This is a genomic window from Citrobacter sp. T1.2D-1 (assembly GCF_950098555.1).
Classification (GTDB): domain Bacteria; phylum Pseudomonadota; class Gammaproteobacteria; order Enterobacterales; family Enterobacteriaceae; genus Citrobacter_A; species Citrobacter_A telavivensis.
Map to the genome: position 1 here is coordinate 192,384 of NZ_CATNHH010000003.1, position 13,207 is coordinate 205,590.

Consider the following 13,207-nt stretch of genomic DNA (forward strand, 5'->3'; position numbering starts at 1 on the left):
CAGAAACGAAAAAGCCGCCTGCGAGTGCCAGCAGGCGGCCTGGTTTGCTTACGTGTTATCCGTCGGCAGGCTAACTCTGCGCCGCCGGTTTATCGAACTGCGAGTCGGAATCTACGTCACTGGCCGGTTTGTTTTGCAGCACGGTCCAGATAACCAGCGCACCGAGCAGGTCGAACACGGCCAGGACCGCAAACAGCGGGCTGAAGCCGATGGTGTCCGCCAGCGCGCCGACCACCAGGGCAAACAGCGTGCTTGCCAGCCAGGCGGACATCCCGGTCAGACCGTTCGCCGTTGCCACTTCGTTACGACCAAAGACGTCAGATGAGAGTGTAATCAGCGCCCCGGACAGTGCCTGGTGAGCAAAACCACCAATACACAGCAGCATGATGGCGATGTATGGGCTGGTGAAAAGACCGATCATCCCTGGGCCAATCATCAGCACGGCACCCAATGTAACGACCATTTTACGTGAGACAATCAGGTTGACGCCAAACCAGCGCTGGAACAGCGGCGGCAGGTAACCGCCCACGATGCAACCAAGATCGGCAAATAGCATCGGCATCCAGGCAAACATCGCAATTTCTTTCAGGTTAAAGCCATAGACTTTAAACATGAACAGCGGGATCCAGGCGTTAAATGTCCCCCAGGCTGGCTCAGCAAGGAAACGCGGCAGGGCGATACCCCAGAACTGGCGGTTACGCAGGATCTGCACGAGCGACATTTTCTTTTGGGTGCTGTTTTTGTGCTGCGCTTCCTGACCATTAATAATGTAGTCGCGCTCTTCGTCCGTTAGTTTTTTCTGGTCACGCGGGTGCTTATAGAAGATAAGCCAGGACATCGCCCAGATGAAGCTCAGGACGCCAGAGATGATGAAGGCCATCTGCCAACTGTGCATCACAATCGCCCAGACAACCAGCGGCGGAGCAATCATCGCACCGATAGAGGAGCCGACGTTAAAGTAGCCGACCGCAATGGAGCGCTCTTTCGCCGGGAACCATTCGGAACTGGCTTTCAGACCCGCCGGGATCATCGCGGCTTCTGCCGCACCAACCGCGCCACGCGCCAGCGCCAGGCCACCCCAGCTTCCTGCCAGCGCGGTTGCGCCACAGAAAACGGCCCATAGCACGGCAAACATCGCGTAGCCTATTTTGGTGCCCAGTATGTCCAGCACATAGCCGGCAACAGGTTGCATGACAGTGTAAGCAGCAGAATAGGCTGCGATGATATAGGAGTACTGTTGGGTGGAGATGTGCAACTCTTCCATCAGAGTTGGCGCAGCTGCCGCCACAGTGTTACGCGTCAGGTAACCCAGCACGGTGCCAAGCGTCACCAGTGCAATCATGTACCAACGTAACCCTTTAATTTTACGCATGTAAAACCTCATCGTTTTGTTATTTCCGCAAGGAGCGCGGTCATCTTCCTGCCTGGGGCAGAGGATGCTGTTTACGACGGGGTAACCCAAAAAAGCCGGTACGCCCGAACGTTGCCATAAATAAATTTTGCTAATTCGGTTTCCGTACCGGTGAATCCGATGATGAATCATCGGTAATTTTGCATTCCGTCTGCTTATGTATCGCGACGGCAGAAAGATAACTTGTCATACAACTTTAAAGGGTGAGTGCCATCACAAAAGTGTGAATCTTAGCATGGTTATTATTTCGATTAGGCGACACCAGAGCTGGCGCGGCCTGGAACGGTGTTTACCTCTTTGAGGGTAAATAATTTGTCAGCATTTATTGATCTATCTCACGAAAATATCTACAGGCTATGGAAATTGGTGTGATAACTTTGTCAGCATCGCTCTATAAGCAATCAGACGCACTCGTTGAGAGGAAGACGAAAATGACCCCGTTTATGACAGAAGATTTTCTACTTGATACTGAATTTGCCCGCCGTCTGTATCATGATTACGCCAAAGACCAGCCTATCTTCGATTACCATTGCCATCTGCCGCCGCAGCAAATCGCCGAAGACTACCGATTCAATAACCTGTATGACATCTGGCTGAAAGGTGACCATTACAAATGGCGCGCCATGCGCACCAACGGTGTCGCTGAGCGCCTGTGTACCGGCGACGCCTCGGATCGCGAGAAGTTTGACGCGTGGGCGGCGACGGTTCCGCATACTATCGGCAACCCGTTATACCACTGGACACACCTTGAACTGCGTCGTCCGTTTGGCGTGACCGGCAAATTGCTCTCTCCATCAACGGCGGACGAGATCTGGAATCAGTGCAATGAACTGCTGGCGCAGGATGCGTTCTCCGCCCGCGGTATCATGCAGCAGATGAACGTGAAAATGGTTGGTACCACTGACGATCCAATTGATTCGCTGGAGCATCATGCAACGGTCGCAAAAGACAGCAGCTTCTCGGTGAAAGTCTTGCCGAGCTGGCGTCCGGATAAAGCCTTCAATATTGAACAGGCGACCTTCAACGATTACATGGCAAAACTGGGTGAAGTTTCTGACACCGACATCCGTCGCTTTACCGATCTGCAAAGCGCGCTGACCAAACGTCTTGACCACTTCGCTGCGCACGGTTGCAAAGTCTCCGACCATGCGCTGGACGTGGTGCTGTTTGCCGAGTCCAGCGAAGCGGAACTGGATAGTATTCTGACACGCCGTCTGGCGGGCGAGACGCTGAGCGAGCATGAAGTGGCACAGTTCAAAACCGCAGTGCTGGTGTTCCTGGGCGCGGAATATGCGCGTCGTGGTTGGGTACAGCAGTACCACATTGGTGCTCTGCGCAATAACAACCTGCGTCAGTTCAAACTGCTGGGGCCGGATGTGGGTTTTGACTCTATCAACGACCGTCCGATGGCTGAAGAGCTGTCAAAACTGCTCAGCAAGCAGAATGAAGAGAACCTGTTGCCGAAAACCATCCTTTACTGCCTGAACCCACGCGATAACGAAGTGTTGGGCACGATGATCGGCAACTTCCAGGGTGAAGGGATGCCGGGAAAAATGCAGTTCGGTTCCGGCTGGTGGTTCAACGATCAGAAAGACGGTATGGAACGTCAGATGACGCAACTGGCGCAACTGGGTCTGTTGAGCCGCTTTGTCGGCATGTTAACCGACAGTCGCAGCTTCCTCTCGTACACCCGTCATGAGTACTTCCGCCGCATTCTGTGCCAGATGATTGGTCGCTGGGTGCAGGCCGGTGAAGCCCCGGCGGATAGTCAACTGCTGGGTGAGATGGTGAAAAATATTTGCTTTAACAATGCGCGTGATTACTTCGCCATTGAACTGAACTAAGGTCCGGGGTTGATATGCAATACATCAAAATCCATGTGCAGGATAACGTTGCGGTCGCGCTGGCTGATTTGGCGCAGGGAACTGAAGTCACTGTGGATAACCACACCGTAACGCTTCGCCAGGATGTCACTCGCGGACATAAATTTGCCTTGAGTGACATCAAGAAAGGAACGTACGTGATTAAGTATGGCCAGCCTATCGGCCATGCTCTGGCGGACATTGCGGCGGGTGAACATATTCACGCCCACAATACTCGCACCAATCTGAGCGATTTGGATGAGTATAGCTATCAACCTGATTTTCAGGATCTTCCTGCCCAACCTGCGGATCGCGACGTGCAGATTTATCGTCGCGCCAGTGGGGAGGTCGGGGTACGAAACGAACTCTGGATCCTGCCTACCGTTGGCTGCGTCAACGGGATTGCACGCCAGATCCAGAACCGTTTCCTGAAAGAGACCAACGATGCCGAGGGTACCGACGGTGTCTTCCTGTTCAGCCACACCTACGGCTGCTCGCAACTTGGCGACGATCACATCAATACCCGTACCATGCTGCAAAACATGGTCCGTCACCCGAATGCGGGCGCAGTGCTGGTGATTGGCCTGGGGTGTGAAAATAACCAGGTGGATGCCTTCCGCGAAACGCTGGGCGAGTTCGATCCTGAGCGCGTGCACTTTATGATTTGTCAGCATCAGGACGATGAAGTGGAGGCCGGGCTTGAACACCTCCATCAGCTTTACGAAGTGATGCGTCACGACAGGCGCGAGCCAGGGAAACTGAGCGAGCTGAAGTTTGGTCTGGAGTGTGGCGGTTCTGACGGGCTTTCCGGGATCACCGCCAACCCGATGCTTGGCCGTTTCTCTGACTATATGATTGCCAACGGCGGTACCACCGTTCTGACTGAAGTGCCGGAGATGTTCGGAGCGGAGCAACTGCTGATGAGTCATTGTCGTGACGAAGAGACGTTCGGCAAACTGGTCACCATGGTCAATGACTTCAAGCAGTATTTTATTGCCCATAACCAGCCGATTTACGAGAACCCCTCGCCGGGTAACAAAGCCGGTGGGATCACCACGCTGGAAGATAAGTCGCTGGGCTGCACGCAGAAAGCGGGCTCCAGTCAGGTGGTTGACGTACTACGCTACGGCGAGCGTCTGAAAACTCACGGGCTGAATCTGCTGAGCGCGCCGGGTAATGATGCGGTTGCTACCAGTGCGCTGGCGGGTGCCGGTTGCCATATGGTGTTATTCAGCACCGGTCGCGGTACTCCTTACGGCGGGTTTGTGCCGACGGTGAAAATCGCCACCAACAGCGAACTGGCCGCGAAGAAAAAGCACTGGATCGACTTTGATGCTGGCCAACTGATCCACGGCAAAGCGATGCCACAACTGCTGAATGAGTTCGTTGATACCATCGTCGATTTTGCCAACGGCAAGCAGACCTGCAACGAACGCAATGATTTCCGCGAACTGGCTATCTTTAAAAGCGGCGTAACATTGTAATTACCCATTATCTTTCGCATCGCAGCGGGAATGACCGAACTGGCCGTCTTGCCTTGCTGTGGCACGGAATCTTTCGGGTAATCACATGAGTCTGGATTTTAAAAACGACGTTTCATATGATGAAGCGTCGTTTGTTTTTGTATTTCCTGACAAGGATCCCCCATGACCGCGTATTGGCTGGCTCAGGGCGTAGGTGTACTCGCGTTTCTGATTGGCATTACCACGTTTTTCAACCGCGATGAGCGCCGTTTCCGACTCCAGCTTGCCGTCTATAGCGCCACAATAGGCGTACACTTCTTTCTGATGGGCGCCTGGCCCGCCGGGATGAGCGCAGAACTCAACACCGTGCGTACCCTGGTGTCCATGCGCACCCGTAAACTGTGGGTGATGGCGCTGTTTATTATCCTCACACTGGTGCTTGGGCTGGCGAAGCTACAGCACGCGATGGAAATTCTGCCCATCATCGGTACGCTCGCCAGTACCTGGGCGCTGTTCCGCTGTAAGGGATTAACGGTGCGCTGCGTGATGTGGTGTGCGACAGCCTGCTGGGTGGTGCATAACTTCTGGCTGGGATCGATTGGCGGTACGCTGATTGAAGGCAGTTTTCTGGTGATGAACGGGCTGAATATTATCCGCTTCTGGCGCATGAAACGCCGGGGAATCGATCCGTTCAAAATTGAGAAAAGCGTGCAGGAAGAGAACCCTTCCGCCAGATGACGGAAGGGGCAGGCGCTTAGCTGCGCAGAGGATTATTCGCCAGACGTTCGTCTTCAGCCTGACAGGCTGCAGCGGTAAACAGGACGTCAGTTGACGAGTTCAGCGCGGTTTCACAGGAATCCTGCAACACGCCGATGATAAAGCCAACGGCAACAACCTGCATGGCGATATCGTTAGGGATACCAAACATATTACACGCCAGCGGTATCAGCAGCAGCGAACCGCCCGCGACGCCCGATGCGCCACAGGCACATAGAGAGGCGACGACGCTCAGCAGCAGCGCGGTGGGCAGATCCACCGGGATCCCCAACGTATTCACCGCCGCCAGCGTTAACACCGTAATGGTGATCGCTGCGCCCGCCATATTGATGGTTGCACCCAGTGGGATAGAAACGGAATAGGTATCGCGATCCAGATTCAGTTTTTCACACAGCGCCATATTCACCGGAATATTCGCCGCAGAACTGCGGGTGAAGAAGGCGTAGACGCCGCTTTCACGCAGGCAGGCAAAGACCAGCGGATACGGGTTGCGACGAATTTTCCAGAACACCAGCAGCGGGTTGATGACCAGCGCAACCAGAGCCATACAGCCTACCAGCACGACCAGCAGTTGCGCATAGCCCCACAGCGTAGCGAAACCGGTGGTTGCCAGCGTGGAAGAGACCAGGCCAAAAATACCGATCGGTGCAAAACGGATCACCAGTTTCACCATAAAGGTGACGGCATCCGACATGTCATTGACCAGATTTTTGGTGGTGTCGTTGCCGTGACGCAGGGCAAAACCGAGGCCGACCGCCCACACCAGGATGCCGATATAGTTGGCATTCAGCAGTGCATCAATAGGGTTGGAGACCATGCTCATCAGCAGACCGCGCAGGACTTCCACGATGCCCGACGGCGGCACAATATCATTTGTGCTGGTGGTCAGATGCAGCGTTGAAGGGAAGGCAAAACTGAAGACCACCGCGGCAAGCGCGGCAGAAAATGTCCCCAGCAGATAGAGAAACAGAATCGGGCGAATGCTGGTTTTTTGCCCGTGCTGATGGTTAGCGATAGACGCCATCACCAGCATCAGAACCAGCACCGGGGCAACGGCTTTTAACGCGCCGACGAACAGTGTGCCGAGCAAACCCACGGCAATAGCCGCCGGTTTTGAAATCCATGCCAGTAGGATCCCCAGTACGAGACCGACCAAAATTTGTTTTACCAGGCTTCCTTGAGCCAAACGCTGCAGCAGCCCCGGAGAACGTTGCGTAGTCATTTCATCATCCTTTCATTGTGTTGTTGCTCATCCTTTGCGCGTTCTATGGACGCCTCTTTCCGGATGTAACAAAGTGTTTGCATGGTTGAGTATAAGGAAAGATAAAGCTTCTGGAAGCGAAATATGCTGGATTTTATGCTGCAGTCATGTTTTGTAACTTAATATTAACAATGATGTGACATGTTCTACAAAAAGCAGACGCCGGATTGTCTATTGGCCGGGGACGCGCTAGCGCCGCCCGGCTCGACAGAATTACGCCTGCTGTTTCTTATCATGCTGATAGTTGACCCAGGCATTGATCAGTAGCGTTACGACCAGGATGCCAAATACCACGCCCAGCGAAATCGCAATCGGGATATGGTAGAAGTCGACGATCAGCATCTTAATGCCGATAAATACCAGGATCACCGCCAGACCGTATTTCAGCATTGAGAACCGCTCTGCAACCCCTGACAGCAGGAAGTACATTGCACGCAGACCGAGGATCGCGAACAGGTTTGAGGTCAGCACGATGAACGGGTCGGTGGTGACGGCGAAGATGGCGGGAATACTGTCGACCGCAAAAATAACGTCGCTCAGTTCCACCAGAATCAGCACCAGCATCAGCGGCGTGACATACAGCAGACCATTTTTACGCACGAAGAAATGTTCGTTTTCGATGGTATCGGTCATACGCAGATGTCCGCGCAGCCAGCGTACCAGCGGTTTGTCGCCGATTCCGGAATCGTCCTCTTTCGCCAGCGCCATCTTCACCCCGGTAAACAGGAGGAACGCGCCAAACAGGTACAGGATCCAGTCGAACTGGGTGATAAGCCACGTACCCGCAAAAATCATGACCGTACGCAGGATGATTGCGCCCAACACGCCGTACACCAGTACCCGACGCTGCAGTGCTGGCGGCACCGAGAAGTAGCTGAACAGCATCAGCCAGACAAAGACGTTATCGACGGCGAGAGATTTTTCAATCAGATAACCGGTGAGGAACGCCAGCGCCTGCGGATCGGCGACGGCGCGGCCTTCGGTTTGTACCAGGTACCACCAGAACGCCGCGTTGAACAACAGCGAGAGCGTAACCCAGACCAGGGACCAGGCGGCCGCTTGTTTCATGGTCATCGTATGTACGCCACGACGCCCCTGCAAAAAGAGGTCGATAGCCAGCATAATCACCACAACAACAGCGAATCCGCCCCATAACAACGGTGTGCCGACAGTATTCATAAATATTCCTTACGCATAAAAAAGGCCAACGTCGGAAGACGTCAGCCGCTGCTTTTTTATGCATAGACCTCGCCTTCCGGCAAGGTCTCACTTACAACAAAAAAAGAATGCGTTAACGCATTCCTTTTTCGTTGCCCGGTGACCGGATGTGGTTTCTCACACATCGTAATGACGATCGACCGACAATGAAGTTACTCCCCTTTGCAGGTAACAAAATATGACAGGCCACGCATTCCGTCAATGGCCTGTAACATCTGTTTTACAATGTTTTACGCAGTGGCCGCACGGCTGACGTCATCTGCCGGGAAGATGACGCCAGTCTGGCGACGAATCTCGGTCAGCAGTTTTGCCGTGATGCGACTGTTCGACAATCCAGGATGATTCACTTCATTGGCGTCCACCAGTTCTGCAAACGCCTGTGCCTCATACAGCATAGTATTGATGTGCTGTGGTTGGGTAAGGTCCTGGGTTTTCCCGCCGCGTGGAACAAAGCAGACCTTCTGGCATTCGGAGATTTTTTCGATCACCAGCGATCCGGCTTCGCCCTGGATTTCGCTGTCGATAACGGAGTCGCTCACTTTGGAATGCTGGAGAGTGACGCTGAAATCACCGTAGTCCATCACCACGACGCCATGGGCATCGACGCCGCTTTCCAACAAACTGGCGCAGGCCTGTACGCTGTGCGGTTCTCCCCACAGTGCCACGGCGGATGCCAGGCAGTAGAAACCGATGTCCATGATCGATCCGTTGGAGAAGGCAGGGTTAAAGGTGTTCGGGTTTTCGCCGTCGAGATAGCGCTGATAGCGCGAAGAGTACTGGCAGTAATTGAGGAACGCTTTGCGCACCTTACCGACTTTCGGCAGCGACTGCTGTAGTAGCAGGAAATTAGGCAGACTGGCGGTTTTAAAGGCTTCATAGAGCACCACCTGATTTTCCCGCGCACAGGCGATAGCGGCTTCCACTTCGGTCAGATTCGACGCCAGCGGTTTTTCGCAGATCACATGCTTTTTATGGCTCAGAAACAGTTGGGTCTGGGGAAAGTGCAGCGAGTTCGGACTGGCAATGTACACCGCATCAATCGCATCGCTCTGCGCCATTGCATCCAGCGAGGTAAACAGATGCTCGACGAGGTAATCATTAGCGAAAGTTTGCGCCTGTTCGAGGCTGCGGGAATAAACTGCGGTTAATTTATATTTGCCGGTCTCATGGGCGGCATCCACAAACTGACGGGTGATCCAGTTTGTGCCAATCACTGCGAAACGTATCATAAATGCCTTCAGGCTCCATAAAGGGATTCTTTCGTCAATTTAGCACGCCTTTATGACAAAGCCAGTGCGCTACTGCGCAGTTTCCTTTAACGACAACTGCGTCAACCAGAGGCGCGTATCAAATTCCAACTGGTGATACTGTGGTTCCATGTGGCAGCAAAGCTGATAAAACGCTTTGTTGTGCTCTTTTTCCTTCAGATGCGCCAGTTCGTGTACGACGATCATCCGTAAAAAGGGTTCCGGCGCGTTGCGAAACACGGTGGCGACGCGGATCTCGGCTTTCGCTTTTAGCTTGCCGCCCTGCACGCGAGAGACTGCCGTGTGCAGCCCAAGCGCATTTTTCAGTACGTGGATCTTATTGTCATACATCACTTTGTTGATCGGCGGGGCATTACGCAGAAACTGACTTTTCAGATCCTGGGTGTATTGCCACAGCGCTTTATCCGTCGCGAAATCATGCGTTCCCGGATAGCGCTTTTCCAGCACCGTGCCCAGCCGCTGCTCGGCAATCAGCGTGCGCACCTGTGAAAGCAGGTTTTCCGGGTAGCCCTGGAGGTAGTTCAGTTCGTTCATCTCAGTCCACGCCAATTAACAAAATTGTTGTATACTCACGCACCCTTTTAAGGGATACGCCGAAATTTTACCATTCAGGAGGGCCGATGAGCCACACAGACAACGGTTTCCGTTCACTGACACTAAAACGTTTCCCGGAAACGGACGACGTTAACCCACTGCTGGCGTGGGAAGCGGCGGATGAGTATCTGCTGCAACAGTTGGACGATACGGAGATTCGCGGCCCGGTGCTGATCCTGAATGATACCTTTGGTGCGCTGAGCTGTGCGCTGGCGGAGCAGTCGCCGTACAGCATTGGTGATTCTTATTTAAGCGAACTGGCAACGCGGGAAAATTTGCGCCATAACGATATCGCGGAGTCCAGCGTCAAGTTTCTCGACAGCACGGCGGAGTATCCGCAGGCGCCGGGCGTGGTACTCATCAAAGTGCCAAAAACGCTGGCTCTGCTCGAACAACAGCTGCGTGCGCTGCGAAAAGTGGTGACCCCGCAAACCCGTATCATTGCCGGCGCAAAGGCGCGTGACATCCATAACTCCACGCTGGAGTTATTTGAGAAAGTGCTCGGTCCAACGACCACCACGCTGGCGTGGAAAAAGGCGCGTCTTATCAACTGCACCTTCAACGAACCGGCGCTGGCCGAAGCGCCGGAGACGCTGAGCTGGAAACTGGAAGGCACCGACTGGACCATCCACAACCATGCCAACGTTTTCTCCCGCACCGGGCTGGATATTGGTGCGCGCTTCTTTATGCAGAACCTGCCAGAGAATCTGGAAGGGGAGATTGTCGATCTCGGCTGCGGCAACGGGGTGATTGGCCTGACGCTGTTGGAAAAAAATCCGCAGGCTAACGTGGTCTTTGTCGATGAATCTCCGATGGCGGTCGCTTCCAGCCGTCTGAATGTGGAAACCAACCTCCCTGAGGCCATCGATCGCTGCGAGTTTATGATTAACAACGCGCTGTCCGGGGTTGAGCCTTTCCGCTTTAATGCCGTACTGTGCAATCCGCCGTTCCATCAGAAGCATGCGCTGACGGATAACATTGCCTGGGAAATGTTCCACCACGCCCGTCGTTGCCTGAAGATCAATGGCGAGCTGTATATCGTCGCCAACCGTCATCTCGACTACTTCCACAAGCTGAAGAAGATCTTCGGCAACTGCACCACCGTCGCCACCAACAATAAGTTTGTGGTGCTCAAAGCGGTGAAAGTCGGCCGCCGGCGCTAACGTATTGCCGGATGGCGGCTGTGCCTTATCCGGCCTACAACATATTACTATTGCGTAGGCCTGATAAGCGTAGCGCCATCAGGCACATTAAATTCCCAGCGCCAGACGGGTGCCCTGGGCAATGGCCCGACGAGCATCCAGTTCCATCGCCACATCACAGCCGCCGATGACGTGCACGGTTTTTCCCGCCGCATGCAGCGGTTCGGCCAGTTCGCGGCGTGGCTCCTGACCGGCACAAATAATGACGTTATCGACCTCCAGCGTTCGTGCTTCGTTACCGATCAACACGTGCAGACCGGCGTCGTCGATCTTCTGATAGCTGATTGCCGGGATCATCTTCACGCCGCGTGAAAGCAGCGTAGTGCGATGGATCCAGCCGGTGGTTTTCCCCAGTCCCTCTCCGGGTTTGCTGGCCTTACGCTGTAGCATCACTATCTGACGCGGGCTGCGAGCCAGATGCGGGCCTTCCGGACGTAATCCACCGGCCTGTTGCAGGCTGGTGTCGATGCCCCATTCCACACAGAAATCGGCAATGCTCTGACTGGTCGGTTCACCGGGCTGGCTCAGGTACATCGCGGTATCAAAGCCGATCCCTCCGCAGCCAACGATGGCTACCCGATTCCCCACCGGGGTTTTGTCGCGCAACACGTCGAGATAGGTTAAGACCTTCGGATGATCAATGCCGTCTATCGGTGGCCTGCGTGGCTCGATCCCGCTGGCGAGGATCACCTCATCGAATACCAGCAGATCGTCTGCCATCGCATAATGATTCAGTTTCAGGGTTACGCCAGTGACGTCGATCATCCGGCGGTAATAGCGGAGCGTTTCATAAAACTCCTCTTTACCGGGGATCTGTTTGGCGATATTGAACTGTCCGCCGATCTCGCCCTGCGCATCAAAGAGGGTGACGTGATGACCACGTGCCGCCGCATTGATGGCAAAGGCGAGGCCCGCCGGACCCGCACCGACGACGGCCAGATTTTTAAGCGCGGTGGCTGCAACAATGGGCATTTTGGTTTCGTGACAGGCGCGTGGATTCACCAGGCATGAGGTCACTTTACCGACGAAGATCTGATCCAGACACGCCTGATTACAGCCGATGCAGGTATTAATCTCATCGGCACGCCCCGATTGGGCTTTCGATAACAGCTCGGCATCCGCGAGGAACGGGCGCGCCATCGACACCATGTCGGCATCACCGCGCGCCAGAATCTCATCGGCAACCTGCGGATCGTTAATGCGATTGGTGGTGACCAGCGGCAGCGAAACGTGGCCTTTCAGTTTACGAGTGACCCAGCTAAAGGCACCGCGCGGTACCGGCGTAGCGATGGTGGGAATGCGCGCTTCGTGCCAGCCAATTCCGGTGTTGATAAGGGTCGCGCCTGCGGTTTCGACGGCCTGCGCCAGTTGCACGGTTTCTGCAAAGGTGCCGCCGTTTTCCACCAGGTCGAGCATCGACAGGCGGTAGATAATAATAAAGTCATTCCCCACCCGCTGGCGGACTGCACGTACCACCTCAACGGCAAAGCGCATGCGGTTGGTGTAATCGCCACCCCAATCGTCGTCGCGCTGATTGGTGCGCAGGGTGAGAAACTCGTTAATCAAATAGCCTTCTGAACCCATGATTTCGACGCCGTCGTAACCGGCTTCCCGCGCCAGTTGAGCGCAGTGGGCGAAGTCCTCAATCAGTTGCAGAATTTCTTCGTGGTTCAGGGCGTGCGGAGTAAACCGGTTGATGGGGGCCTGAATCGCTGAAGGCGCCACCAGTTGTGGCTGATAGCTGTAGCGCCCGGTGTGCAGGATCTGTAACGCGATTTTCCCGCCTTCGTTATGAACGGCATCGGTAATGATGCGGTGATGTGGCACCTGCCGGGCATCGTTGAGCGTAGCGCCGCCCTCCATCGTGACGCCAGACGGCGCAGGCGCAATACCGCCGGTGACAATCAGCGCGACGCCATGCCGGGCGCGTTCGGCATAGAAGGCCGCCAGTCGTTCAGCACCATCAGGATACTCTTCCAGCCCGGTGTGCATTGAGCCCATCAGCACGCGGTTTTTAAGCTGAGTAAAGCCGAGATCAAGCGGGGCGAACAGCGACGGATAGCTCATAAGATTGTCCAGTATGTAAAATTATTGTTATGTGGTCGGATGAGTTACTAATTTAGCCGTCGACGGGTAAAAGGGAAAAGGGGA

The 13,207-nt window shown here is 54.6% G+C and carries 10 protein-coding genes; 4 read left to right on the plus strand and 6 right to left on the minus strand.

Going from position 1 to position 13,207, the window contains the following annotated elements; all coding sequences use genetic code 11:
- Positions 1-70: 70 nt before the first annotated feature.
- Positions 71-1,372 (minus strand): hexuronate transporter ExuT, encoded by a 1,302-nt coding sequence (exuT, locus tag QQZ17_RS05650; RefSeq protein ID WP_152406089.1) that lies wholly within the window; start codon positions 1,370-1,372, stop codon positions 71-73.
- A gap of 470 nt (positions 1,373-1,842) precedes the next feature.
- Between exuT and uxaC the strand changes: the two genes are divergently transcribed.
- From uxaC to QQZ17_RS05665, 3 genes are all read left to right on the plus strand, one after another.
- On the plus strand, positions 1,843-3,255 hold the full coding sequence (gene uxaC / locus QQZ17_RS05655; RefSeq protein ID WP_152406088.1) for a glucuronate isomerase: 1,413 nt from the start codon (positions 1,843-1,845) through the stop codon (positions 3,253-3,255).
- Positions 3,256-3,269: 14 nt separating this feature from the next.
- Positions 3,270-4,757 (plus strand): UxaA family hydrolase, encoded by a 1,488-nt coding sequence (locus tag QQZ17_RS05660; RefSeq protein ID WP_152406087.1) that lies wholly within the window; start codon positions 3,270-3,272, stop codon positions 4,755-4,757.
- A 162-nt stretch (positions 4,758-4,919) separates the two neighbouring features.
- Positions 4,920-5,474 (plus strand): YgjV family protein, encoded by a 555-nt coding sequence (locus tag QQZ17_RS05665; RefSeq protein WP_061076238.1) that lies wholly within the window; start codon positions 4,920-4,922, stop codon positions 5,472-5,474.
- Positions 5,475-5,490: 16 nt separating this feature from the next.
- Here QQZ17_RS05665 and sstT read toward each other — a convergent pair whose 3' ends face one another.
- The 4 genes from sstT to QQZ17_RS05685 form a co-directional block, all read right to left on the minus strand.
- A complete protein-coding gene (sstT, locus tag QQZ17_RS05670; protein ID WP_152406086.1) occupies positions 5,491-6,735 on the minus strand; it encodes a serine/threonine transporter SstT in 1,245 nt (414 codons plus the stop codon).
- 252 nt (positions 6,736-6,987) lie between these two features.
- Positions 6,988-7,953 (minus strand): TerC family protein, encoded by a 966-nt coding sequence (locus QQZ17_RS05675; protein WP_152406085.1) that lies wholly within the window; start codon positions 7,951-7,953, stop codon positions 6,988-6,990.
- A 269-nt stretch (positions 7,954-8,222) separates the two neighbouring features.
- A complete protein-coding gene (locus QQZ17_RS05680) occupies positions 8,223-9,221 on the minus strand; it encodes a Gfo/Idh/MocA family protein (RefSeq protein WP_152406084.1) in 999 nt (332 codons plus the stop codon).
- A gap of 69 nt (positions 9,222-9,290) precedes the next feature.
- Positions 9,291-9,794, minus strand: coding sequence for a M48 metallopeptidase family protein (locus QQZ17_RS05685; RefSeq protein WP_152406083.1), 504 nt, complete (start codon positions 9,792-9,794; stop codon positions 9,291-9,293).
- A gap of 86 nt (positions 9,795-9,880) precedes the next feature.
- Here QQZ17_RS05685 and rlmG point away from each other — a divergent pair, with 86 nt between their 5' ends.
- Entirely contained in the window at positions 9,881-11,017 is a 1,137-nt protein-coding gene (rlmG, locus tag QQZ17_RS05690) for a 23S rRNA (guanine(1835)-N(2))-methyltransferase RlmG (RefSeq protein ID WP_152406082.1), read from the plus strand.
- A gap of 87 nt (positions 11,018-11,104) precedes the next feature.
- Here rlmG and QQZ17_RS05695 read toward each other — a convergent pair whose 3' ends face one another.
- Positions 11,105-13,123 (minus strand): oxidoreductase, encoded by a 2,019-nt coding sequence (locus tag QQZ17_RS05695; RefSeq protein WP_152406081.1) that lies wholly within the window; start codon positions 13,121-13,123, stop codon positions 11,105-11,107.
- Between the last annotated feature and the right edge of the window lie 84 nt (positions 13,124-13,207).

Coding starts and splice junctions, on each gene's coding strand:
- QQZ17_RS05675 (WP_152406085.1), bottom strand. CDS start 7,953: ATGAATACTGTCGGCACACCGTTGTTATGGGGCGGATTCGCTGTTGTT.
- QQZ17_RS05660 (WP_152406087.1), top strand. CDS start 3,270: ATGCAATACATCAAAATCCATGTGCAGGATAACGTTGCGGTCGCGCTG.
- QQZ17_RS05680 (WP_152406084.1), bottom strand. CDS start 9,221: ATGATACGTTTCGCAGTGATTGGCACAAACTGGATCACCCGTCAGTTT.
- rlmG (WP_152406082.1), top strand. CDS start 9,881: ATGAGCCACACAGACAACGGTTTCCGTTCACTGACACTAAAACGTTTC.
- QQZ17_RS05695 (WP_152406081.1), bottom strand. CDS start 13,123: ATGAGCTATCCGTCGCTGTTCGCCCCGCTTGATCTCGGCTTTACTCAG.
- QQZ17_RS05685 (WP_152406083.1), bottom strand. CDS start 9,794: ATGAACGAACTGAACTACCTCCAGGGCTACCCGGAAAACCTGCTTTCA.
- sstT (WP_152406086.1), bottom strand. CDS start 6,735: ATGACTACGCAACGTTCTCCGGGGCTGCTGCAGCGTTTGGCTCAAGGA.
- exuT (WP_152406089.1), bottom strand. CDS start 1,372: ATGCGTAAAATTAAAGGGTTACGTTGGTACATGATTGCACTGGTGACG.
- uxaC (WP_152406088.1), top strand. CDS start 1,843: ATGACCCCGTTTATGACAGAAGATTTTCTACTTGATACTGAATTTGCC.
- QQZ17_RS05665 (WP_061076238.1), top strand. CDS start 4,920: ATGACCGCGTATTGGCTGGCTCAGGGCGTAGGTGTACTCGCGTTTCTG.